General features: G+C 63.0%; 19 protein-coding genes and 1 riboswitch. Of the genes, 7 read left to right on the top strand and 12 right to left on the bottom strand.

Annotated features, from left to right (window positions below; translation table 11 throughout):
• Positions 1 to 55: 55 nt before the first annotated feature.
• Genes ACTJKM_RS09480 through bioB form a run of 5 tightly spaced genes read right to left on the bottom strand, consistent with a single transcriptional unit; the run spans position 56 to position 5,100 of the window.
• The gene (locus tag ACTJKM_RS09480) at positions 56 to 1,045 is read right to left on the bottom strand and encodes a beta-ketoacyl-ACP synthase III (protein ID WP_058329720.1); all 990 of its coding nucleotides are present in this window, start codon (positions 1,043 to 1,045) and stop codon (positions 56 to 58) included.
• Positions 1,042 to 2,310 (bottom strand): adenosylmethionine--8-amino-7-oxononanoate transaminase, encoded by a 1,269-nt coding sequence (locus tag ACTJKM_RS09475; protein WP_058329719.1) that lies wholly within the window; start codon positions 2,308 to 2,310, stop codon positions 1,042 to 1,044. The genes ACTJKM_RS09480 and ACTJKM_RS09475 overlap by 4 nt, the downstream gene beginning before the upstream one ends.
• Entirely contained in the window at positions 2,307 to 2,945 is a 639-nt protein-coding gene (gene bioD, locus ACTJKM_RS09470; RefSeq protein ID WP_440660238.1) for a dethiobiotin synthase, read from the bottom strand. Before bioD ends, ACTJKM_RS09475 begins: the two co-directional genes overlap by 4 nt.
• Positions 2,942 to 4,087 (bottom strand): 8-amino-7-oxononanoate synthase, encoded by a 1,146-nt coding sequence (locus tag ACTJKM_RS09465; protein ID WP_440635580.1) that lies wholly within the window; start codon positions 4,085 to 4,087, stop codon positions 2,942 to 2,944. Before ACTJKM_RS09465 ends, bioD begins: the two co-directional genes overlap by 4 nt.
• Entirely contained in the window at positions 4,084 to 5,100 is a 1,017-nt protein-coding gene (bioB, locus tag ACTJKM_RS09460; protein ID WP_440660236.1) for a biotin synthase BioB, read from the bottom strand. Before bioB ends, ACTJKM_RS09465 begins: the two co-directional genes overlap by 4 nt.
• A gap of 412 nt (positions 5,101 to 5,512) precedes the next feature.
• Positions 5,513 to 5,633: riboswitch (TPP riboswitch) on the top strand.
• A gap of 160 nt (positions 5,634 to 5,793) precedes the next feature.
• Between bioB and thiO the strand changes: the two genes are divergently transcribed.
• The 4 genes from thiO to ACTJKM_RS09440 are packed head-to-tail and all read left to right on the top strand — an operon-like array spanning position 5,794 to position 8,338.
• Positions 5,794 to 6,765 (top strand): glycine oxidase ThiO, encoded by a 972-nt coding sequence (gene thiO / locus ACTJKM_RS09455; protein WP_058322830.1) that lies wholly within the window; start codon positions 5,794 to 5,796, stop codon positions 6,763 to 6,765.
• A complete protein-coding gene (gene thiS / locus ACTJKM_RS09450) occupies positions 6,762 to 6,959 on the top strand; it encodes a sulfur carrier protein ThiS (protein ID WP_057251890.1) in 198 nt (65 codons plus the stop codon). The genes thiO and thiS overlap by 4 nt, the downstream gene beginning before the upstream one ends.
• Before the next feature lie 3 nt (positions 6,960 to 6,962).
• Positions 6,963 to 7,736, top strand: coding sequence for a thiazole synthase (locus ACTJKM_RS09445; protein WP_440660234.1), 774 nt, complete (start codon positions 6,963 to 6,965; stop codon positions 7,734 to 7,736).
• The gene (locus ACTJKM_RS09440) at positions 7,733 to 8,338 is read left to right on the top strand and encodes a thiamine phosphate synthase (RefSeq protein ID WP_058322828.1); all 606 of its coding nucleotides are present in this window, start codon (positions 7,733 to 7,735) and stop codon (positions 8,336 to 8,338) included. The genes ACTJKM_RS09445 and ACTJKM_RS09440 overlap by 4 nt, the downstream gene beginning before the upstream one ends.
• Before the next feature lie 41 nt (positions 8,339 to 8,379).
• Here ACTJKM_RS09440 and ACTJKM_RS09435 read toward each other — a convergent pair whose 3' ends face one another.
• Positions 8,380 to 10,065 carry an amidohydrolase family protein gene (locus tag ACTJKM_RS09435; RefSeq protein WP_440660232.1) on the bottom strand — a complete coding sequence of 562 codons (1,686 nt, stop codon included), beginning with the start codon at positions 10,063 to 10,065 and terminating at the stop codon, positions 8,380 to 8,382.
• Between the two features lie 171 nt (positions 10,066 to 10,236).
• On the opposite strand from ACTJKM_RS09435, the gene ACTJKM_RS09430 reads away from it, so the two are divergent.
• The 3 genes from ACTJKM_RS09430 (at position 10,237) to ACTJKM_RS09420 (ending at position 17,150) form a co-directional block, all read left to right on the top strand.
• Complete coding sequence (locus ACTJKM_RS09430; RefSeq protein ID WP_058329714.1) at positions 10,237 to 14,352, top strand: AAA family ATPase; 4,116 nt, start codon at positions 10,237 to 10,239, stop codon at positions 14,350 to 14,352.
• On the top strand, positions 14,349 to 15,908 hold the full coding sequence (locus ACTJKM_RS09425) for a B12-binding domain-containing radical SAM protein (RefSeq protein ID WP_058322824.1): 1,560 nt from the start codon (positions 14,349 to 14,351) through the stop codon (positions 15,906 to 15,908). The genes ACTJKM_RS09430 and ACTJKM_RS09425 overlap by 4 nt, the downstream gene beginning before the upstream one ends.
• Before the next feature lie 168 nt (positions 15,909 to 16,076).
• Positions 16,077 to 17,150: a glycoside hydrolase family 25 protein gene (locus ACTJKM_RS09420; protein WP_058322823.1), complete on the top strand. Its 1,074-nt coding sequence runs from the start codon at positions 16,077 to 16,079 to the stop codon at positions 17,148 to 17,150.
• A 109-nt stretch (positions 17,151 to 17,259) separates the two neighbouring features.
• Here ACTJKM_RS09420 and ACTJKM_RS09415 read toward each other — a convergent pair whose 3' ends face one another.
• From ACTJKM_RS09415 to ACTJKM_RS09390, 6 genes are all read right to left on the bottom strand, one after another.
• Complete coding sequence (locus ACTJKM_RS09415) at positions 17,260 to 18,267, bottom strand: ScyD/ScyE family protein (protein ID WP_058329712.1); 1,008 nt, start codon at positions 18,265 to 18,267, stop codon at positions 17,260 to 17,262.
• On the bottom strand, positions 18,246 to 19,019 hold the full coding sequence (locus tag ACTJKM_RS09410) for a formylglycine-generating enzyme family protein (protein ID WP_245299169.1): 774 nt from the start codon (positions 19,017 to 19,019) through the stop codon (positions 18,246 to 18,248). The genes ACTJKM_RS09415 and ACTJKM_RS09410 overlap by 22 nt, the downstream gene beginning before the upstream one ends.
• Complete coding sequence (locus tag ACTJKM_RS09405) at positions 19,006 to 20,067, bottom strand: ABC transporter ATP-binding protein (protein ID WP_058329711.1); 1,062 nt, start codon at positions 20,065 to 20,067, stop codon at positions 19,006 to 19,008. The genes ACTJKM_RS09410 and ACTJKM_RS09405 overlap by 14 nt, the downstream gene beginning before the upstream one ends.
• A 4-nt stretch (positions 20,068 to 20,071) precedes the next feature.
• On the bottom strand, positions 20,072 to 20,938 hold the full coding sequence (locus tag ACTJKM_RS09400) for a carbohydrate ABC transporter permease (RefSeq protein ID WP_057251899.1): 867 nt from the start codon (positions 20,936 to 20,938) through the stop codon (positions 20,072 to 20,074).
• 4 nt (positions 20,939 to 20,942) lie between these two features.
• On the bottom strand, positions 20,943 to 21,866 hold the full coding sequence (locus tag ACTJKM_RS09395; RefSeq protein WP_440660230.1) for a carbohydrate ABC transporter permease: 924 nt from the start codon (positions 21,864 to 21,866) through the stop codon (positions 20,943 to 20,945).
• A 114-nt stretch (positions 21,867 to 21,980) separates the two neighbouring features.
• Entirely contained in the window at positions 21,981 to 23,240 is a 1,260-nt protein-coding gene (locus ACTJKM_RS09390) for an ABC transporter substrate-binding protein (protein WP_058322819.1), read from the bottom strand.
• Positions 23,241 to 23,424 lie beyond the last annotated feature (184 nt).

Raw genomic sequence — 23,424 nt, 5'->3', positions numbered from 1 at the left:
CCTGCCAAGTGAGGCGCGAAAATTTCGCGCGATTTCCGCACCCGTCTCGCACCGGCTAACAGCCAAGCACCACCGCGCCTCCGGTGAGCCCGGCGCCCGCTGCCGTCAACAGCAGCTTCTCCCCGCGAGCGAACGGCCGATTTTTATGCGTCAGCGATAGTGACAGCGGGATCGTCGCGGCGGACGAGTTGCCGTAGTCCGCGATGATCCGTACGGTTCTTGCAGGCTCGATGGCAAGGCGATCGCAGACGGCGTCAAAGATCCGGGCATTGGCCTGATGCGGCACGAAGCGGCTGATCTCTTGGGGATTGCAGCCGGCGGCATCCATTGCGCGGACGGCACAGGCTGTCATCATCTCCACCGCCTGGGCGAACATCTCCCGCCCGTCGCGCATCGTCATCAGGAAATCCTCGGGCTGCAGGCCCGGTGAGAACGGTTGGCTGCTGCCGCCGGCTGCGATTGAGATCAGGTCGTAGCGGCTGCCGTCGGCGGCAAGGTCAACGCCAAGCAAACCGGTCTGCGGATCATCGGAAGGCGCGACGACAACAGCCCCGGCTGCATCAGCAAAGAGAACGGCGCTTGCTCTTTCCGCCGGATTGATGCGTCGGCTGAGGATGTTGGCCGCCACCACCAATACCGGTTTTCCCTGCGAACGGACAAAGCCGTCGGCAAACGTCAAAGCATAGAGGAACCCCGAGCACGCACCGGCCAGATCGATCGCGCCGGAACGGGTGAGCCCGAGCCGGTGGGCGAGCAAAGGTGCGGAAGGCGGCAGGAGATGATCGGGCGTGGAGGTCGCCAACAGGGTCAGTGCGACATCGCCCCGCGGCATGCCGGCATCCTCGAGCGCCGCCGCGCCGGCGCTCGACGCAAGTCCCGTCAATGTCTCGCCATCCTCGACCCAACGCCGCTCGCGAATGCCGGTACGACGCTCGATCCAGCCGGGATCGAGACCGAGCTTCGTTTCGATCTCGGCATTGGCAACGCGCCGTGCCGGCACGGCATGGCCGAAACCGACAACGCGAGATGACCGTGCGGCGCTCACAGCCGCCCTGCCGCGAAAAGCGATGCCGCCTCGTCGATCGCTCCAAAGGCCCGGTCGAGCTCATCGGCGGTCACGCAATAGGGTGGCATCAGATAGATGACATTGCCGAGCGGGCGTATCAGCAATCGCCGCTCGCGGAAGAAGGCCCTGAGCCGCGGGCCGATCTCGGAGAGATAGCCACCTGCTGGAACCTTGAGATCCAGCGCGGCAATCGTTCCGAGCTGGCGGGTATCGCTGAACCGGGGATCGTCGGCGAAGCGAGCGACATGCCGACGCTGCTGCTCCGTCAACGCGTCGATCCGTTCTCGCACAGGCTCTTCTTTCCAGACGGCGAGATTGGCGAGCGCTGCCGCGCAGGCGATAGGATTGGCCGTATAGGAACTCGAATGGAAGAACGTCTTGCGTCGATCTGTCGAGAGATGCGCCTCGAAGATCTCGGCCGTGCAGAGTGTCGCCGCCAAGGGCAGCGCGCCACCGGTCAGTCCCTTCGAGGTGCAAAGAATATCGGGCGTGATGCCAGCCTGCTCGCAGGCAAACAGCCTGCCCGTCCTTCCCCACCCGGTCATCACCTCGTCGGCGATCAACAGGCTGCCGTGCCGTTCGGCGATCCGTTTCAACTCGGCAAGCACGGAAGGCTCGTAGGTTTTCATACCGCCCGCACCGAGGAGCAGTGGTTCGATTAACAGGGCCGCGACCTCGCCGGTGGCACAGGCCGCCTCGAAGGCATCGAGCGTCGTCTGCTCTTGATCCAGCTCCGGAAACGGTAGCCGATCGACGGCGAAGAGCAACGGCGCGTAAGGCGCATTGAAGACGCCCCTTTCCCCCGCCGACATCGTGCCGATCGTATCGCCATGATAGCCATGTTCGAGCACGCAGATACGGTTTCGCGGCCGGCCGAGATTGTGGAAGAAACCAAGTGCCATCTTCAGCGCGACTTCGACCGCGGTCGAGCCGCTGTCGGAGTAGAACACATGGGCGAGCCCGGGTGGCGCGATCTCGATCAGCCCTCTCGCCAGGTCTTCCGCCGGCGCGTGGGTGTATTCAGCGAAGATGATCTGATCATGGGTCTCCGTGGCCATGCGGATCGCTTCCATGATGGCGGGATGCCGGTGGCCGTGGGTGATGACCCACCAGGACGAAATCGCATCGAGGATCGCCGCCCCGTGTTCGTCGATGAGATAGGCGCCCTCGGTCCGGACGACGCGTCGCATCGCCGGCTCCAATGCATGCTGGGTGAAGGGATACCAGACGGTGGAATTTCTCATGCCGGCACCTCCAGCAAATCGTCGACGTTGAAATTCTCGCGAAACGCCTGCCGCAGCCGTTCCGGCGTCAACGGGTCGAGCCGCGGCAGCCGCCCAAGCCGTCGAACCTCCCCCAGTTCCGCGATGATCGCCTCGCTATCCGCCTGCTCGTCGCCGATGAAGGCGACACCCAGGACCGGGATCGCACGGCTTCGGAGCGCCTCGAGCGACAGCAGCGTGTGATTGATCGTGCCGAGCCCGGTGCGGGCACAGAGAATGACCGGGATTTGCCAGCGCGCGAACACATCGGCAAATACGCTCCGCTCGGTGAGAGGCACCAGAAGCCCGCCTGCCCCCTCGATGACGAGCGGGCGGTCGACCTTGGGCGGCAAGAGATGTTCAGGTCGGATCGACACGCCATCGATCCGCGCCGACAGATGTGGAGAAGCCGGTGTCCTCAGCCGATAGGTCTCAGGCAGGATGCGCTCGGGCAGGATCCGACCGAGCCGCGCTACAGCCTCGCTGTCGGTGTCTTCATCGAGTCCCGACTGCACCGGCTTCCAGTAGCAACCGCAAAGCGCGTCGGTCAGCGCCGCGGAGAATATCGTCTTGCCGATGCCGGTATCCGTGCCGGTAACGACGAAACGGGGCATCATGACCGCTCCTCCGCCATCGCCACTTTCAAGCGCTCCAACATGCGCGCGATGACCGGCCGGTCGACATTCAACGTGATCGCGATCCGAAGCCGCGCCGTCCCTTCGGGAACAGTCGGTGGACGGATCGCCCTGATATCAAAACCCTCGGCGCGCATCCGCGCCGCAATCCGCACGGCGCGACCGTTGTCGCCGATCAGGACGGGCTGGATCTGCGAGCCGCTGCCTTCGACGCCGAGGGTTTCGGCAAGCGCCCGATTGGCGAAGGTCCGGAGATCATCGAACGCTGCCCGGCGCTGCGGCTCATCCGCCAGTGTCACAAGCGCCTCGCGCACGGCGGCAGCGATCAGCGGCGATGGCGCCGTGGAATAGATGAAATTGCGGGCACGGTTGACAAGATAGTCGCAAAGCACGGCGTTTGCGCCAACGAGGGCGCCGGAAACGCCGAGCGCCTTGCCGCAGGTATGGAGCACAACGAGATTCCGTCGGCCTTCCAATTCCTCGGCCAGACCACGGCCGTCGGGTCCGAAAACGCCGGTCGCATGCGCTTCGTCGACCACCAGAAAACCATCATGCCGCGCGGCCAGTGCAGCGAGATCCGCAAGCGGCGCCCGGTCGCCATCCATGGAATAGAGGCTTTCAACGGCAATCCACGGATGTCCCATGCCGCCGCGCTTTCGCCAAGTGCCGATCGCATCGGCGAAGGCGTCGACGTCGTTGTGCTTGACCGCGACCGCGCCGGCCCTGCTTGCGGCGATACCCTCATGGGCACTCGCATGGATCAGGCTATCGTGGACGATGATGTCGTCGCGCTGCGGCAGCGTCGAAAACAAGGCGGCATTGGCCGCATAACCGCTGCCGAAGAGTAGCGTTCGCTCCACGCCAAAGAACGCTGCCGCCTCCGCCTCCAGCGCCTCATGTTCCGCATGGTTGCCGCGCAACAGCCGCGAACCGCCGGACCCGACCGGCAGGCCGCGGTCGATCGCTGAGGCAATTGCGGCCTTCAGCCGCGGCGATCCGGCGAGCGCCAGATAGTCGTTGGAGGTGAAGTCAACGCCACCAACCGCGACAAGCTCGCGCCGACGCCCTTTGCGTTCAAGGCCGTGAAGCGTCTTCTCGTAGCGGTGGAGCAAGCCCGCGGTCATTCGGCCGCTTCCGGTTCTGCCGTAGGCGCCATCGGCTTCAGCCCGAGGCGGCGGAAGAGTGCCGCATCGTGATCCTCGCCCGGGTTGTCGGCGGTCAGCAGCGTTTCGCCGACGAAGATCGAATTGGCGCCGGCGAAGAAACAGAGTGCCTGCATCTCGTCGCTCATGTCGGTGCGGCCGGCTGAAAGGCGGACGTGAGACGCGGGCATGAGTATGCGGGCGAGTGCGATGGTGCGGACGAAATCGATCGGATCGACGGGCGCCGCATCGGCAAGCTTCGAGCCTGGGATCGGAATCAGCATGTTGATCGGCACGCTTTCGGGGGGCACCGGCAGATTGGCGAGCGTCACCAACATCGAGATCCGATCGTCAGCCGTCTCGCCCATGCCGAGAATGCCGCCGGCGCAGACCTTGATGCCGGCCTCGCGGACGTTTGCCAACGTTTCCAGCCGGTCGGCAAAGCTGCGGGTGGTGATGATCTCGCCGTAGAAGCGCTCCGACGTATCGACATTGTGGTTGTAGTAATCGAGCCCGGCATCTGCGAGCCGCCCGGATTGTTCCGGCGTCAGCATGCCAAGCGTCATGCAGGTCTCTATGCCGAGCGACCGGACGCCGCGGACCATGGCGACGATCGCCTCCATGTCGCGCTCCTTCGGGCTGCGCCAGGCGGCGCCCATGCAATAGCGCGTCGCGCCGCCATCCCTCGCTTTCCGTGCCTCTGCAAGAACCCGTTCGACTTCCATCAGTTTCGACGCTTTCAGCCCCGTCGGGTAGTGCGCCGACTGGCTGCAATAGCCGCAGTCTTCGGCACAGCCGCCGGTCTTGATCGAGAGCAGGCGGCTCATCTGGATGGCATTGGGGTCGAACTGGGCGCGGTGAACGGACTGCGCACGATACAGAAGGTCGTTGAACGGCAAATTATAGATTTTTTGCGCGTCGGCCAGATTCCAACCGGTTTTGGCGGATTTGGTGGCTCCCGAGGTCGGCTCGGTCGATGTGTTTGTATCCAGCATGTTCGTTCACTTCCCTGTTTGCGGCAAAGCAAAATAGATAGAATCCATTATTATCTATAATTTTCACGGGCACCGCATCAAGCAACCACCCAAAAGGAGAGCGCACTCTACTACTTCAATCATAGCGTGCTTTTATATGATTCAACGGATGCGGCGAGAAGGGCAAATGCCGCAACTCTCCGCCTTGGCGGCATCAGCTGATGGCAATGAGAGCAGCCGCCAAATGCCCAGATTTGCGGACCTTGCGCCTCGCACCATCCGCAGATCTCCCGACCGATGCCCGCTACCGACACCGCCGAGCCGCAAGAACACATGCCTCTTCAATTTTTATAGATAATTTTCAACCGAAGAACCGCACGCGAGGTACACGCCGGCAGCCCTTGACAAAATCCGCTCCAGCCGCTCAGTTTGAAGCATTCACCAGGGGTGTCCCGACAAGGGGCTGAGATTCTGCTAGGCGACTTCCGCGGCGCAGTGACCCGTTGAACCTGATCCAGTTCATACTGGCGTAGGGACGGTGCAGACATCGCTGCCGCATTCGCGTTCGCGCGAGCAGATCTCGGCAAGGCGTCCTTCCCTCTCTTCCGGTCCGAACTGGGTCTCCAACAATGGAGCCTCGGCAATGCGTATCTTCATCGCGATTCTGCTTCCTTCAGACCGACGTTCGGCTCGCCGTAGCTGGGCGCATTGACCATGCGCGTCCTGATCAAAGGCGCCGGCGTCGTCGGGCTGACCTTGGCACATGAGCTGATCGGCCGTGGCGTCGAGGTGGCCGTTGCCGAGCGGCAGCCGGACTTCGGCGGGGCGGCGTCGTGGTTTGCCGGCGGCATGCTGGCGCCCTGGTGCGAACGCGAGAGCGCCGAGGAAACGGTGCTGACGCGCGGCATCGGCGCCATCGACTGGTGGGACCGTGCGCTTCCGGGCGAAGTGTCACGCAACGGCACCCTCGTCGTCGCTCCGCCGCGAGACGTCGGCGAACTCAAACGCTTCGCTTCGCGCACGTCCGGCTTCGAATGGCTCGACGGAGAAGCGATCGCGAGACTGGAGCCGGCGCTTGCCGGTCGCTTCCGAGAGGCGTTGTTCTTCCCCGGCGAGGCGCATCTCGACCCGCGCCGGGCGCTTGTCTTGCTGCGGCAAAAGCTCGTCGAGAACGGCGTCGCCTTCATCGGCGAGGCGGATAATAGCAGCGACAGCGATCTGATCGCCGACTGTAGCGGCGCTTCGCGGATCGGCGCCATCGCCGGCCTGCGCGGCGTGCGCGGCGAGATGCTCTATCTGCAGACCGGCGAAGTGGAATTGTCGCGGCCAGTCCGTCTCATCCACCCGCGCATCCCGCTCTACATCGTACCGCGCGGCAATGGTCTGTTCATGTGCGGCGCGACCATGATCGAAACCGACGACGGCGGTCCGATTGCCGCCCGTTCGCTGATGGAATTGCTGAACGCTGCCTATGCGCTTCACCCCGCCTTCGGCGAGGCGCGCCTTCTCGAAACCGGCACCGGCGTCCGGCCGGCCTTTGCCGACAATCTGCCGCGCGTCATGCGCGCCGGAAACACCATCACGCTCAACGGGCTCTATCGCCACGGCTTCCTGCTTTCACCGGCCTTGGCCGAGGAAGCGGCGAACCTTGCCCTTGCCCAGAACCTGAAGGGAGACGCCGCATGAAATTGACCGTCAACGGCGAGGATCACGACCTCACAGTCACGACCCTTGCCGAACTCCTGGCCGCACTCGACTTCGAAGGGGATTGGCTTGCCACCGCCGTCAACGGCGAGCTGGTGCACCGAGCCGACCGCTCGGCCCATTCCCTCAGCGATCGCGACCGGATCGAAATTCTCTCGCCGATGAAAGGAGGCTGAGACATGCTGACGCTTTATGGACAGGAACTGCGTTCCCGCCTGCTTCTGGGCACCGCCCGCTACCCCTCGCCTGCCGCGCTCGAAGACGCGGTTCGTTCGTCGGCGACCGAGATTGTCACGGTTTCGCTGCGCCGCGAAACCGCCGGCGGCCGTCAGGGCGGCGCTTTCTTCGAACTGATCCGGTCGCTCGGCGTGCACGTGCTGCCCAACACCGCCGGCTGCCACTCGGTGTCGGAGGCGGTGCTGACCGCCAAGATGGCGCGCGAGGTCTTCGGCACCAACTGGATCAAGCTCGAAGTCATCGGCCATCAGGATACGCTTCAGCCCGATGTCTTCGGGCTGGTCGAAGCAGCACGCATCCTTTGCGCCGAAGGCTTCGAGGTCTTCCCCTACACCACCGACGACCTCGTGGTCGGCGAGCACCTCGTCGAGGCCGGATGCAAGGTGCTGATGCCCTGGTGCGCGCCGATCGGCAGCGCCATGGGGCCACAGAACATCCCGGCGCTGCGCGCCATGCGGGCCCAATTTCCGGATATGCCGCTGATCGTCGATGCCGGCATCGGCCGGCCCTCACACGCAACGACAGTGATGGAACTCGGCTTCGACGCGGTTCTGCTCAACACCGCCGTCGCCGGGGCAACGAAACCGGCCCTCATGGCCTCCGCCTTCGCCCGGGCTATCGAAGCCGGACGCGACGCCTTCGAGGCCGGCATGCTCGAACCGCGCGATTTTGCCGTTCCCTCCACGCCCGTCATCGGAAAGGCGGTGTTCGCGTGAAACTCGACCCCTTCTACCTCATCGTCGATAGTGCCCAATGGATCGGGCGGCTGGTGCCGCTCGGCGTGAAACTGGTGCAGCTTCGCGTCAAGGACCGTCCGGAAGCAGAGCTTCGCGATGAGATCCGCGCGGCCAAGGCGATCTGTGACCGTCATGGGTGCCAGCTCGTCGTCAACGATTACTGGCGCCTCGCAATCGACGAGGGCTGCGATTTCGTCCATCTCGGCCAGGAGGATCTCGCGGATGCGGATCTTGCCGCAATCCGCTCTTCCGGCGTGAAGCTCGGCCTCAGCACCCACGACGAGAGGGAGCTGGAGACGGCGCTTGCCGCCAAACCCGACTATGTCGCGCTCGGACCGATCTATCCGACGATCCTCAAGCAGATGAAATGGGATCCGCAGGGGTTGCCGCGCCTCTCCGCCTGGCGGGAGCGCGTCACGCCGCTGCCGCTCGTTGCGATCGGCGGCCTCAATATCGACCGGATTGCCGGCGTCTTCGAGCATGGCGCCGACAGCGCCGCGGTCGTCACCGATATCACGCTGAATGCCGATCCAGAGGGGCGGACGCGGGAGTGGATTGCACGCACGGCGCCGTGGCGCTGATCGAGGGAAACAGCGGGATCACCTGACGCCGTGGCTCTGCCTCAGGCAATCGCCAGTTCTGAAAGCCAGGCCGAACCCAGGCCGTGCTTGTCGCAATAGGCGGTAAGCCGGTCGCGGGTTTTGCCGGGCCGGTCGAGACCGAGAAAGCGGGAAGCGTTCCTCCAGAGGATATTCTGCTGGTGCTCGTCGCTGACGCTGGCGAGCGTCAGTTGCTCGACTATTCTCGAAACATAGGCGTTGTAGTCCTTCTCCAGCGCCATCATCGACCAGTCGGTGCCGAACATGAGATGGCGGGCGTCCGGGTCGTAATCATCAAGCCATTCGTCCAACAGCTGCCGGATCTTCGTGTGAAGATTCTTGTCGTCGCTGCTGACCAGTTCGCTGAGATAGCTCAGATCCGCAAACAGGTTCGGGCGACGCTCGTGATCGATCGTCCTGCCGATGATCTCTTCCCAGGTCGGCGGCCCTGAAAACTTGTCCTGGGCACAGGAGACCATCACGCCTGTCGGCGCCCCCGGGCGCAGGATTTCGTCGAAGGCGCCGAAATGCGCGAGATTGATCCGCAGCTTATCGTACTGGTTCGTGTCGAGCAGCTTCTTCCAATAGGCGGGGCTTGCAAGATTGCCGTAGCCGCAGCCGGCCCCGATGCTGTTTTCCGCATGGGCCATGATCGGCACATCGTTGTCGCGACACCAGGCGTAGAGCCGCTTCAGCGCGCCATCGATCGCCGGATCCGCATTGCCCCATGCCTTGAAGCCCATCGGCGGGTAGATTTTGACACCGATGAAGCCCTTTTCCGTGATCGCGTACTGGACGTTTGCCAGCGATGAACCCGGCCTTTGCGCTTCCCGATGCGGATCGAAGCCGACGAAGCTGTGCATGCGGATGCCGTGCTTCCTGGTGACGATCTGCTGGACCTCGTCCATGACGTCGACCTGGTCGCGCTGTGGCGATGATGTCCCGTGAAGCGATTTATCGAAGTCCAGGATGCTCGGCGTGATCAGAGAGAGCCGACATTTGGAAGCGAAGATCTTGACATAGGCTTCCGCCAGGTTTTCCCGGTAGTCCTGCATCAGCCGGACGAAGGAAAGATAGGTTCCGATCTGGTCGTGCGCCTTTGCGGCGGTGGCGACGGTATCGACATCCGCTTCACTCACGCCGCCGCCCGAACGCCGCTGGAATGTCTGGGGCAGATCGGGAGTTCCGCCGAGCTGGCGCAGCAAACCGTCATAGTCAGGGGATTCGCCAAGACTGCGCCTCGAAAACGTCGATCGTTGCTCGCCTGCGCGCGCGATCAGATCCCTTACCGCGACGCGCAATTGCTCGTCCTTGCGCCGCGCGAGCTCGGCGTCGGAAAGGCGCCGAGCGCCTTTTTTCAGAACAGCAAGTTCATGTTTGGCTTTGGGCGCGACATCGCCAAGCGCTGTCACGAGAAAGACCACCAGGGCATTTTCCAGCCCCTTCGCCTCCTCAGCGTTCGCGGAGAGCCTTTTCTCCGGCATCTTCTCCCGCAGCGCCACGTAGCGAACCAGGCCATCCACCGGCACATCCGCCGCGTTGAAGAAATGGCAATGGACGTCGATGATCGGGTGACTGAGACTGCAGGCGCCGGGCAAAGGCAGATGCCGGCATCCGGAAAGCACATTTGCAAGCACGCCCGCCGAAACCAGCCGCAAGACATCGCGGCGCGTCACGGCGGCAACCGGACCAGCCCAGTCGACCTCCATTGTCCCCTCCTGTTGCGAGACCCCCTCGAACAATCGGGCAAACATTACTCCGTCCGAAAGCCGCGCGAAACAGATATTTACTTGCCGTTACTGGGGTCCCGTAGATCAGCGTGAGTCGACTTTCAGTCAGACGGGAGGCGTGTTACTCTAAAATCTTGGGGAGAATTTTGCGTGGTTGGTGGCGCCGGCAAATATGAGTTCCAACGTTACCTGTCCGGAGCCCTGGTCCAATGGTCCTCCCCGGCAGCAACGGAATCGGCTGCCCCCGCTCGGGAAGACTTTCTCGGCTCGCTGCTTTTCGCCGACATTTCCGGCTTTACGCGTTTGACCGCCAAATGGTCCGAAAGCGACCGCGCTGCCGGCGCCGAACGCGTCAGCCTGCTTCTGAACGCCTTCATGGGCGAGCTCATCAACCATATCGAGGAGCATGGCGGCACGGTCTTGAGTTTCGCCGGCGACAGCCTGATTGCCGGCTGGCGGGCACCATCCCCGGATGAGCTCGAACAGACGGCCTGGCGCAGCTGTTATTGTGCAGAACGTATCCGCGAGCAAATCGGCGGGCCGGGCAATCCCGAAGACGCGCTTCAACTGCGCATCGCCGTCGGTGCCGGCGCCATTACGCTGCTGCATCTGCTGCCGCGCGCGGACCAGCGTTGGCTGATCGTCGGAGGCGACTGCCTGGCCCAGGCCGATCATGGCGGCCAACTGAGCGACGCCGGAGAAATTCTTGTCTCCGATGCCGCGTGGCAGCTGATCGGCAGGCGCGCCAAGGGCGGGCTGAACCGGGAAGGGACCACACGCCTCGAAAGCATCGAGCCCTGCTCGGCCACGAAGGAAGCGCCCCGCACTCAGCCGGGCTCCGCAACCGACCGGCTTGAAGCCTATCTACCGCTTTCGCTGCGCAGCCGCCTGCTCTCACCGCTTTCACAATGGCTCGCAGACCTCAGGATCGTGACCGCGCTTTTCGTGCATATCGTCGGGCGCGATCTCGATACGGATCTCGATCGGTTGAACAAGCTCGTAGCACGATCGATTGCCGTCGTCGGCCGCACCGGTGGAGAGATCCTGCACACAGCGCTCCATTCCGGCGGGCTCGAAGTCTTCGCCGTTTTCGGCCTGCCCGGCAAAAAACATGCCGACAATGCGCGCCGGGCGATCATCGCCGCCCTTCGCCTGTCGAACGAACTCGACGAGCCGGATCTCGGCCTGTCGGCCGGCATCTCGACCGGCGAGAGTTTCTGCGGCGCGCTCGGGACGATCCATCGTGCCGACTACACTGTCGTTGGAGCCGCCGTGAACATGGCCTCCCGGCTGGCGAGCGTTGCCGCAGGCCGCATTCTCGTCGACCAGGCAACGGCGAAGGAGACTGCCGGCCAGATTGCTTTTTCCGGTCCCTGGACACTTGCCGTGCCCGGCATGCGCGGCGGCGTGGTCGCCTTCGCGCCAATTGCCGAGACCGTCGCGACCATCGACACCAAGTCCCCCGTTCTTTTCAACCGGGCGGCCGAACTTGCAGCACTCAACGCGTATGTGGAGCGCGCAGGCAGAGGACAGGCCACCGGCGTGATGATCGTTAAGGGTGATTCCGGCGTCGGCAAATCGGCGCTGCTTCGTTCCTTCGTCGAAACCTGCCGTGACCGTGGAAGCCAGGTTCTGGTCGGCAATGCCGACGATATCGAAAGCGACGTGCCCTATTTTGCCTGGCGCGGAGTGATCCGCGACCTGCTTGGTATCGGCGACCTGCGCGGCGCCGAAGCCTCGGATCAGGTGATGCAGTTCTTCGCCCACCGACCGGAACTCGCACATCTGGCGCCGTTGCTGAACGATGCCATCAACCTCACCTTGACCGACACGGTCGAGACCCGGGCGATGTCAGGCGACGGGCGGTCGCACCGGCTGCGTGAATTGCTGCGCGATCTGATGACCGACAGCCTTTCCTGGGGGCGCGGCCTTGTGGTGCTTGAGGACGTCCACTGGCTGGACGAGGCATCCGGTCAGCTGCTCGGCCGATTGGTTTCCGGAACGGCGCCGATCCCGGTCGTTGTGTCAACCCGCACGGCCAGGACGCAACAGGACCTGACGCGGTGGACCGGACAACATTACAATGGTGCGCAGACACTTGATCTCTTGCCCCTCGATTTCGAGGGCACGATTTCACTGGTGCGCGCGTCGATCGGCAGCAACTCCCCGGCAGATGGCTTTTGCGAAGCGGTCTATGCACAGTCGGCGGGAAACCCGCTGCTCATACGCGAAATCTGCCGGATGATCGGCGAACGGCGATTGCCGAAGGCTGCGGAAACCCAGGTCCCCCTGTCGCTCGCCGAAGCCCGTTCGAACGAAGCGACCTTGCTCAATACGGCCAAGGTCACCGTGATCGCCCGAACCGACCAGCTCCCGGCTGAGCTCCAGGCTCTCCTGAAGATCGCAAGCGCCATGGGCGCGACCTTTTCCATCGCCGAACTCCAGGCGCTTTCACCGATCAGGAAGTCCGCCTTGGACATCGAGGCAAGCATCGAGCGGCTGCAGGCGGCCCATCTAATCAAACCCATGGACGACCGTCCGGGCCGTTTCACATTCAGCCACGCCGTCATCCGCCAGGCCATTTACGACAGCATGCTGTCGGAACAGCGCCGTGAGGCACATCGCGCCATCGCCCAGGCGATGGAAGAGAGCGGGCAGCCCGACAATGCGGAAAATCTGCCGCGCATATTGAGCCATTGGGAGCGCGCCGGCGATGCAGCGCTGGCATTCAACTACCTGGATCGTGTCGCCGAGCTGCGTCTGCGCCAGTTCGACAATGCCGCTGTCGTCGACCTGATCGAGCGCTTTTTCAAGACCGCGCGCGAGCTCTCCATCACGATCACGCCTGCCCGACGGGCGGCCGCCTGTTTCCTGCTCGGGGAGGCCAGTCTCAACCTCGGCCGCGCCGAAGCTGCAAGGCATGCCTATGAGGAGGGCCTACGGCTTTCCGGCCTGCCGCTTCCGCGCACCTCCGCCGGCCTCGCGCTGCATCTCGTTCTCGATCTTGCCGAACAGGTGTGGCGTCGTGTGACCCATGGAGACAAGGACTGGATCCTGGAACGCGAGATCTCGCGGTCGCCATCCGATCCGTTCCTTCTCGCGGCAAAGGCGCATGAGGACCTGACACGGATCTACTACTTCACCAGCGAGAAGCTGCGGCTGATCCATGCGACGCTTCGGGCGACGAACCTTGCCGAAAGAAACAAATATGTCTCGCCGACGACCGCTACCAATTACGCGAGCCTCGGCGCCATATGCGGCGTGATCCCGCTTCACAAACAGGCGGAGCACTACAGCCGATTGGCCGCCGCCCTTTCGGAGCGCGTGGATCAACTGGGAACGCGTGTGCGCGTCGACCTTTTGTCGGGCATGTACCAAATCGGCATAGGCCATTGGCGTGAAGGCAAGCGGGCGTTCGAGGCCGGCCTCAACAACGCCTCGACCGTCGGCGATTTGAGACGCTGGTGTGAAGTGGCCGTTGGCCTCGAGACGATTTCCGGCCCCTGGCTGCTGACCTCCGCTTTCGAAGGCATAGCACCATGGGAAATCCTGGTTCAGCGCATCTGCGAAGAGGGCCGCAGGCGCGGCGACACCCAGGTGCTTGGCTGCGGCCTGCTCGGCCGCCTCAGGGGCCATGCGGCGCTTGGCCGGTGGTCCGCCATCGACGCCGATCTCGATGAACTCAGGCAGATCATCACCGCAAAGCCCGAAGGACTGGAACTCGTGCACTGCATCGAGGGCGCATCGCTTCTGGTGGAAGCCGCCCGGCGGCAGGGTGACGCGGGCGAAGCAAAGGCGTGGTTCGAACGGGCATTCTCCTGGTGCCAGACGCTCAACCCGGCAATGAAGACGCGAACCCTGCCGGCGCTTGCCCGGCTGTTCGACGTCGCGAGCGACACGGAGGGCGGCGACCCGGCAGCGGCGCAGCTTGTCCTGCGAAAGCTCGAGCGGTTCGCGCGCGTCTATCCGATCGGCCGCCCAACGGCAGCACTCGGCGAGGCGACCCTTTACCTGCATCACGGCCAGCAACGACGCGCCGAGCGGGTGGCGCGATACGCCTTCGCAGAGGCGATACAATTGGAGATGCCGGCCGTGGCGCTCGCCTCGTTGCGCCACCCGGCGGGGCCGAAGGATGCTGCGGCGCGGCAGGCCTTGGAGACAATGTTTGCCGTTCGGCAAAACACCTGGGGCCAAGTCCTCCAGCTCGATCAGCCCGAGTTTCCGCCCCATGTCCCGGTTGTTGCGTTCGAGGGAGGCCATGCGTGAACCAGTATCGAGTGCCGCGCGTCCTGATCGTGCTTGCGCATTTCGACGAGACCAGAAATCCGGAAGGTCGCCCCGACTTCATCCCGCAGGGAACCGGCCACCTGTTCCTGGCGGGGGCCTTTGCCCGCAATCGCGTGAGCCTTCGCGCCTACAGCGAATTTCACGACGGACCGCTCGTCGACGAGGCGGCCTTCGCGGAACTGGACATGCTGGTGCTGACGGGCGTCACCGCCGCCTTCGACCGGATGCGCCATCTGACCGCCTATGCCCGCACGAAATCGCCAGGCTGCGTCATCGTCGCCGGTGGACCGGTCGTCCGCAATCTGCCGGTTTCGAGCGCCGAAACCTTCGACTACGCCTGCGAAGGTGACGTGGAGGAGATGCAGGCCGTTATCAAGGAAGTTTTCGGCGAATGGGCCGTCTCCGAAACGATCCTGCCGCGCTTCGACCTCGCCGGCTGGGGCGGCCCGGTCAGCTATGTCGAGACGAGCCGCTACTGCAATTTCAAGTGCAGCTTCTGTGCGCTCACCGCCGAAGGCCGGCGCTATCACAGCTACGACCTCGGCTATATCGAAGCGCAATTGCGCAATGTCGCGGCCAAGAAATACGTGCTGTTCATCGACAACAACTTCTACGGCAACAGCAAGGACGCCTTCCATGCCAAGCTCGACCTGATCCGCTCGTTTTGGAAAGAGGGACTGTTTCAGGGTTGGATTGCACTTGTCACCGGGGATTTCTTTCGCGACCCCGACAATCTCGAAGCGGTGCGCGCGGCCGGCTGTCTCGGCCTCTTCAGCGGCGTCGAGACGCTGAACGAAGCGCAGTTGAAGCGCTACCAAAAGAAACAGAACCTCGTGGTGCCGCAGCTGGAAGCCATTCAGACCTGCCTCAAAGCCGGAGTCGCCTTCCAGTACGGGCTGATGTTCGACCCGTCTTCGCAGACGATGCAGGCGATGCAGGACGAACTCGCCTTCATCACCGGCGAGAGCAGAATGCCGTTGCCGGCCTTCCTGAGCCTGACGATCCCGCTGCTGGGCACACCCCTGTTTGACGAATGCGCCGCAGAGGGCCGCTTCCTTCCTTCTGCCAAACTACGCGACATGGATGGGTTCACGCTGATGACCCATCCCCTCGACAACCTTGACGATGTCGCCTTGTTTGCCCGCAAGCTATCGCGCCTCGACGGCAACCGGACCCAAATCCTGCGCCATTGCCTGGGCTTCTACCGCAATTACCGTCGCTCGCTCTCGGGCCGGCAGATGATCCATCTGCTGGCCAACAGCCTGCGCCTCGCCTTGCCCTCTATCATGCATCGCCATGGTCTTCCGACCCGTTCGGGCAGCGACGACAATCTCACCTATGTCACGACGACGCAGCCGCTTGGACCGCTCTACACGCCGGCCTTTCGGGTCGGCGAAGGCTTCCGCTCGCATTTCGCGCCAACGATGATCACCGACGCCTCGGGTGCGCTTGACGAAACCATTGCCCGCAATCTCGAATATCGGACCGGCAAGCGGCAACGAACGAGCCTCGGCGTCGAATATAGCCCTGGTTGAGAGCGTCCCGGCGCCTGCGTCAATCTGCCCCCCGATTGCAACCTCCAGTGCGTGAAGTTGGGTCGGCTTGGTAAGATTGGATTCAAACTTTTTGGGTAAGCTTCCGTTAGCTATTTCACACCTGTCGGCCGGCGATTGCCGTCGACGTTGTTTTGCGTACGGGTGCCCATGCGTCTTTCAGCTGCGACCGCAATCATCTTTGCCGGCCTTGTCTCCGGCTGCTCTTCCAGTTCGAGCCTGGACACGATCGCACCGCGGCCGTCGCGAGAAACGACCAGTTCGGTCGTGCTTTCGGCCGCGCCGGTACCCGTCGCCAATGTCGGCGCAAGGGTGGCCGAGGTCACGCCGCCGCAGAACGTCCAATCCGCACCGCCGCAGGAAATGCTCGCCTGGGCCGGGCCGGTTCCGGAACCCGAAGCCTTCGCGCCCGCGGCCAATACCACGACGACAACCACGACCCTGGCCATGCCCGTTCCGGGCGCGCGCCCGGTCGCCTTCGTCGCACCGGACAATCCGGTGACGCAGGCAATGCCGCAGGGGCGCTCACGGATCTATGGTCACCGTTTCCGTGACGCCAAGCCGATCAATTTCGGCCGCGCCAAAAATCCGCGCAAGATGGCCGTTCACGGCGTCGATGTCTCCCGCTGGCAGGGCGAGATCGACTGGCCAAAGCTGCGCACTCAAGGGGCCAACTTCGCCTTCATCAAGGCGACCGACGGCGGCGACCATCTGGACCCGATGTTCAAGAAGAACTGGCGCGCCGCCAAGGCGGCCGGCATGCGGCGCGGCGCCTATCACTTCTTCTACTGGTGCCGCACCGCCGGCGAGCAGGCCGACTGGTTCATTCGCAACGTTCCGCGCGAGCCCGGCGCGCTGCCGCCCGTGATCGACGTCGAATACAACGGCGAATCAAGCTGCAAGCGCCGCCTGTCGCCCGAACGCGTGCGCGAAAAGATGCAAGTCTTCATGGACAAGCTCGAGGCGCATTACGGCCAGCGCCCGATCATTTACACCGCCCCGGACTTTTATGCCGACAACCTGCAGGGCGCATTCCAGAAGTATCCGTTCTGGCTGAGGGCCGTGGCCCAGCATCCGTCCAAGGTCTACCCGAACCGCAAGTGGCTGTTCTGGCAGTATTCGGGCTCGGGCCTGTCGCACGGCGTCGACGGCAAGATCGACCTCAACGTCTTCCACGGCAGCGAGGCGGAGTGGCAAAACTGGCTGGAGGCGCGGGCGAGTTGAGGCTCGGCCACACTCTGCAGCGCCGCGCGTCATATCAGATGCGCAAGGTCGCTGTAGCACTTTGATTTTCTGCATGAGGTCACGATAGTCGGCCCCGGCAACTGCGACGTCAGCGCCTCTCCTCGCGTGTCAGGAAGAGGAGCGTGCCGCCAAGTTCGGAGATGACGATCTGCCTCACATCCCAGACGAGGATGGAAACCGGTCGCGTCAACCCACTGACAACCGTCTCCCGGCGGCCCGTCGCCTTGTCGAGCCGCAACAGCCGGCCGCTTCCTGACCGGAACCCTTGCTGCTGGTCGTATAGGCCGTGTTCGAGGATGAGCATCTGCCCCTCGTCGTCGAAGGCGATGGCGACCGGTGCGTTCAGGCCTTCAACGTCCAGCCGCACCTCCGTTCGCTCCCCTTTCTCGGCCATCGAAACGACCTTTCCGGCACCGGCGAGGAAGGGAAAGCCGCCGAACAGCGCGACATAGAGGCGCCCCTCGCGAAGCGCGATACCGGTCGGCACGGCGTCGACTTCGTAGCTGTCTTCACCCTTGAACTCCGTCGGCGAGAGCGTCTCCAACGCGGTCGCCTGTTGCGGCAGTCGGTGGAAGCTCATGATCGTCTGCTTGCGGCCATCGACCCCAAGACGCTCGACACTATTGCGCGCGGAGTCGACGACGTAATAGGCATCCTCGCCGGCGACAAGGTCGAACGGGTTCCAGAAATGGGCGCTGATAACATGGCGTCCGCCGGTACCGTCGATCGCGATGAGCGCATGATCATAGGGTCCCTCAGCGCCGTTTGCGGGCGTCCAGCCTTGGGCGACGATCAGTTTGTCACCGGCGCGAAACACGCGATAGGGACCGGTCGGATCGCCGATCACATCGAGCCCATGGGGAAAGACCGGACCGAACGCATCGAAATCGCCGCCCGGCATGCGGCGATAGAGCCGGCCACTGGCGAGATCGGTGACGAGCAGAGCCTCGCCGTCGCGAGAAAGGCCGGCAAAGGCGGCGCCGGTTTTGCTAAAGCTTTCGAGCCGATAGCCTGACGCGACCTTCGGCTCGGCAGCGGCATCTGCTGCCAGAAGCAAAAAGGCGACGAGGATCATCATCTGCCGGAACGGACGCATCGGAAGCCGCCATTGGCCGAGAACCGGAAATCCGGATCATAAGCCAAACGATAGGTTGTGGTAAGATGCGCGGGATCGCTGTTCCAGGACCCGCCGCGCAGTACGCGATACGATCTGCCACCCATGGCTCCCTTGGGTTCATAGGGCGCATAGAGATCACTGGTCCATTCCCAGACATTGCCGATGAGATTGAGTACCCCCTCGCCGCTCGCGCCGGCGGCAAACGACATCGCCGGCGCGGTCATCGGATAGCCGTCGCTCGCATCGCCGGAGCAACAGATTGTCGTGCCGGCATTGACCCGCCGATAATCTGCCGGCGCCATGCCCCAAGGGAACGCCCGTCCCTCGGTTCCGCGCGCCGCTCTCTCATATTGCTGCTCCGACGGAAGGGTGAGGCCGTAGTGACGGCAAAAGACATCGGCATCCGCCCAGCTTACGCCGACGACAGGATGATCGTCCAAACCAAGAAGCGGGTGGTCGGCATAGAACGCAGGACGATGACCCGTTGCAGCCACGAAATCCTGATACTGACGGTTGGTGATTTCGGTGCGGTTGATGGCAAAGACGTGGCCCAGCACCAGTTGGCCCGGACGTTCGTTGTCCGGGCCATCGTCACGGCCGAAGACGAAGGGGCCGGCGGGAATATCGACGAGCGGATTGCCGGTGATCGGGCCGTCATCAGCGACGGCTGCCCCTGCCGCAAACGTGATGGCGACGACTGCGGCCGCCACCCGGAAATCAGAAATCGACACGACGCTGAGACTCGCCATCGAAGAGAAATACCCGGTCGGCCACGACCTTGATGCCGATCGGCTGGTCGATCTGGCCGGCGAAATTCTTGTCTGCCCGCAAGGTCAGCAATTGAGCGCCGAGCCGCAGGCTGACCAGCGTGTTCTCGCCGGTGAGCTCGACCGAATAGATCGGCGCAACCAGATTGACATCGGGGTCTGCGGGGCTCGTTGCCTGGACATCTTCCGGGCGAACACCGAGGACGGCACGGGAAACGGTCGCCCGGCCTAGCCCACCGACCCTGAAGCCGGCCCTTGTGAACACTCCGTCGCGCGCCTCCCCCGGGATGAGGTTCATCGGCGGAGAGCCGATGAAGCCGGCGACGAACAGCGTGCGCGGATTGCTGTAGATTTCCCGCGGCGTTCCCAGTTGCTCGATCACACCCTTGTTCATGACCGCCACCCGGTGCGCCAGCGTCATCGCCTCGATCTGGTCATGCGTGACGTAGATCGTCGTGACCTGCAACTCGTGCTGAAGATGTTTCAGCTCCGAGCGCATCTGGGTGCGCAGCTTGGCGTCGAGATTGGAGAGCGGCTCGTCCATGAGAAAGACGCGCGGTGTGCGCACGATCGCACGGGCGAGCGCGACGCGCTGGCGCTGGCCGCCGGAGAGCTCCTTCGGAAGGCGGGAGAGCATGGTCTCGAGTTCCACCCGCCGGGCAACCTCGAAGATACGTTGCTTGCGTTCCTCCTCAGGCACTTTGCGGATCCTAAGCGGGTAGCCGATGTTCTCCTCGACGGTCAGGTGCGGATAGAGCGCATAGGACTGGAAGACCATCGCCACGTCGCGATACTTCGGCAGCACGCCATTGATGCGCTCCGCATCGATGAAGATGTCACCCGATGTCGCTTCCTCGAGACCGGCAACCATGCGCATCGTCGTGGTCTTGCCGCAGCCGGAAGGGCCGAGGAGGACGAGAAACTCTTTGTCCCGAACCTCCAGATTGAAGTCGGCCACCGCGAGGAATTCGCCGAACTTCTTGGAGACGTTGTTGAACGTGACGGACGCCATCGTCTCACCCCTTGACCGCCCCGAGAGACAGCCCCCGGACGAGATGCTTCTGAACGATGAAAGCGAAGATGACGATCGGCACGCAGGCCATGAAGCCGGCGGCGCTGATTTCCCCCCAATAGGTCTTGTACTGCGTCACCCGCCCGGCGATGCCGATCGGCAGCGTCTGCGACTGCTCGGTGAGCGTGATGATCAGGGAAAGCAGGAACTCGTTCCAGGAGATGATCAGGCAGAAGATGGCCGTCGCCGCAAGCCCTGGACGCGCGAGCGGCAAAGCGACATGGAGAAATGCGCCCCAGCGCGTGTCGCCGTCGACGATCGCCGCCTCTTCCAGTTCGACCGGCAGGTCCTGGAAATAGCTCTTCATCATCCAGGTGGCGAACGGCAGGTTGAAGGCCGTGTAGGCGATGATCAGCGCCGACTTCGTGTTCAGCATGTCGAAGTAGTTGAAGAACAGGTAGAGCGGGATGATGCTGACGATCGGCGGCATCATCCGCGTCGACAGTATCCAGAAGGAAATCTGCTTGCGCCATTGCCAGGGATAGCTGAAGCGCGCCAGCGCATAACCCGCCATCGTACCAAAAACCACGGAAACGATGGTCGTGCCAGCCGCGACGAGGAAGCTGTTCAGCGCGTAACGCAGGAACGGTCGCTGAATGAAGGCTTCGTCATAGTGCTTCAATGTCGGGTTGCGCGGCAGCCATTCTGGCGGCACGGCGAAGATATCGATGTCGAACTTGAACGAGTTCGCGGCGATCCAATAGATCGGAAAAAGCGTGAACACCAAAGCGACGAGGATCGCCAGATAGGCGGACAGGCGGATGAGCCATTCTCTGGTGCGGCTGCGTGTGGGGAGGGTCGTCGTCGCCATATCGTCAATCCGCCAGCCGCATGCGTTTCATGAACCAGGTGCTGAGAACGATCGTCACGAACAGGACGAACAGCGATATCGCCGCCGCGTAGCCGGGATCGGCGAAGCGGTAGGCGACCTGGTAGATATAGAGGCTCAGGACCTTGGTGCGATCGGCGGGACCTCCTCCCGTCAGGATGAAGACGAGATCGAAAAGGCGCAGCGCATCCATGACGCGCAGCAAAAGCGCAATGGCGATCACCGGTTTGAGGAACGGCAGTGTCAGATCCCAGAACTGCCGCCAGGACGAGGCGCCGTCGAGCGCGGCCGCCTCGTAGGGCTCGACCGGGAGACTTGCCATCCCCGCCAGCATCAGAAGGAAGATGAAAGGCGTCCATTGCCAGACATCGGCAACGATGATCGAAAACATCGCAAGGTTCACGTCGCCCGCCCAGGCCTGCAGTGGAAGGCCGAGACGGAACATGATTTCGTTCAGCACGCCAAACTGTGGCTCGTAGATGATCTTCCAGGTGATCGCGACGGCGATTGGCGGCAGCATCATCGGGATCATCAGCACGGTCTTCAAGAAGGTGAGCCGTCGAATGAACCGATCAAGAAGCAGCGCCAGGCCGAGACCGAGCACGAACTCCACTGCCACGGAAACGATGGTAAAGACCGCAGTGTTGCGCAGCGCGACGTGAAATTGTGCATCGGTCAAGAGCCGCGCGAAATTGCCTGGACCGACGAATTGCCAGGGCAGATCGGGATTGGGGCTAATCTTGTAGACCGCCGCATAGAACATGTAGAGGCTGGGGAAGATCGTCAGCGCCAGAAGGATGAGCATAGTCGGCGCCAGCATCAGGTAGCGCAGGTGCCGCTCGGTCCAATGTTCGAACGCGCCACCCAGTCGGCGCGACGCCGCCGGTGTGCCTTTGCCGGGCTTCAACATCGATTTCTCCTGCAGGCGCTGTCCATACAGACCTCAAGTGCGACCCCACCGGACCGATGCCGGTGCGGCCGCGAGAGTAGGGTCTGTGGCCCCGCCGATATATGCGTCCGCCTATTATTTAAGGCCGGTGATTTCTTCGACCGCTGCCTGTGAGTTCTTCAGCGCTTCCTCGGGCGTGATCGTGCCCGCGACCACCTTGGAAAGCTCGATGCCGAAGGCATTTTCGATCTCCGGCCACTTCGGATGGCGCGGCCGTGGCGTCGAGGCCTGGATCGCTTCCATCAGCACCGGGTAATGGCGGAATTTCTCCTGCTTGGTCAGTTCCGGGTCGGTGAAGACCGAGGTTCGCACAGGAGGATTGCCGCGCTCGGCGGAGATCTTGATCTGCTCGGGCGAGGTCGCCCACAGCATGAAGTCGAAGGCTTCCTGCTTGTTCTTGGACGCCGACATGATGCCCATGGTCCAATGGCCGATTTCCGAGCTGCCCGGTTTCGTGCCCGCCGGAATCGGGCTGTAGGAGATCTTGCCGACCATTTTCGATTGGCTTGGATCCTCGAAGGTCGCAACCCAGTTCGGCCAGTTGATAGACGAGGCGGCGGTGCCGGCGGCAAGCGCAGTGCCCACTTCGTTGGCGTTGTAGCTCTCGATCCCCTTTGGCGAAACGTCGCGGAGCGCCATGAAGGTCTTCATCGCGGCCGCGCCTTCCGGCGTGTCGATCGTCACCTTTGTGCGATCCTCGTTGAACATATCGGCGCCGTAGGACCAGAAGATCGGCATGAAGTCGGCCACGACCGGGTTACCCTGACCGCCGCGGAAGACATAACCGAAATAGCGGCCGCCGCCGTCCTTGGTCAGCGCCTGGCTCGCCTTCAAGACGTCATCCCAGGTCTTGGGAGCGTCGACGCCGGCTTCCTTGTACTTGGCGGCGTCATAGAAAAACATCTGGGCGTTTCCCACATAGGGCAGACAAACATAGGGGCCGGTATTGTAAGGGTTGCGGCAGATCGCCAGCGACTTCGACAGGAAGTCGGTGTCCGGCCCCTCCAGGCCCGCTTTCTTGAAGTATGGTGTCAAATCCTCGAGATGTCCGTTCTCGGCGAAAAACGGAATCCACGGGTCATCCATCAGGATGATGTCGAATACGCCGGATTTGGTTGCCCCTGCATTGGCGCCCTGTTCGAAGACGTTGGCATAGGGCGCCTGCACGATCTCCACCTTCGTGCCCTTCATCTTCGAGTAGTCGTCAGCAGCAGCCCTAAGGCCATCACCCTCGCTGCTCGATGGCACGAGGACCGTGAAATCGGCCCAAGCGGCTCCGTTGATCGCAAGCGCGGACGCCGCGGCAGCCAAGATGAGAAACACTTTGCGAACCATCATACACCTCCCAATCCGAGTTTCTGGTCAAAGGTCGACTTTGCGGACGGCCTGACCTGGTCCGGCATGGTGGAGACACTGCCTCGACATCCACGAACGACTGAACTGCGAGATGAAACGGAGGCCGACATCTCCTAAGCCGGCTGTTGCTCCCGCGATGAGTTTATCACATCGAAAGCCTTAT

Origin of the sequence: Ensifer sp. 22460 (genome assembly GCF_052044935.1) — a bacterium.
GTDB lineage: Bacteria > Pseudomonadota > Alphaproteobacteria > Rhizobiales > Rhizobiaceae > Ensifer.
This window is presented reverse-complemented; position numbering and strand designations above follow the sequence as displayed.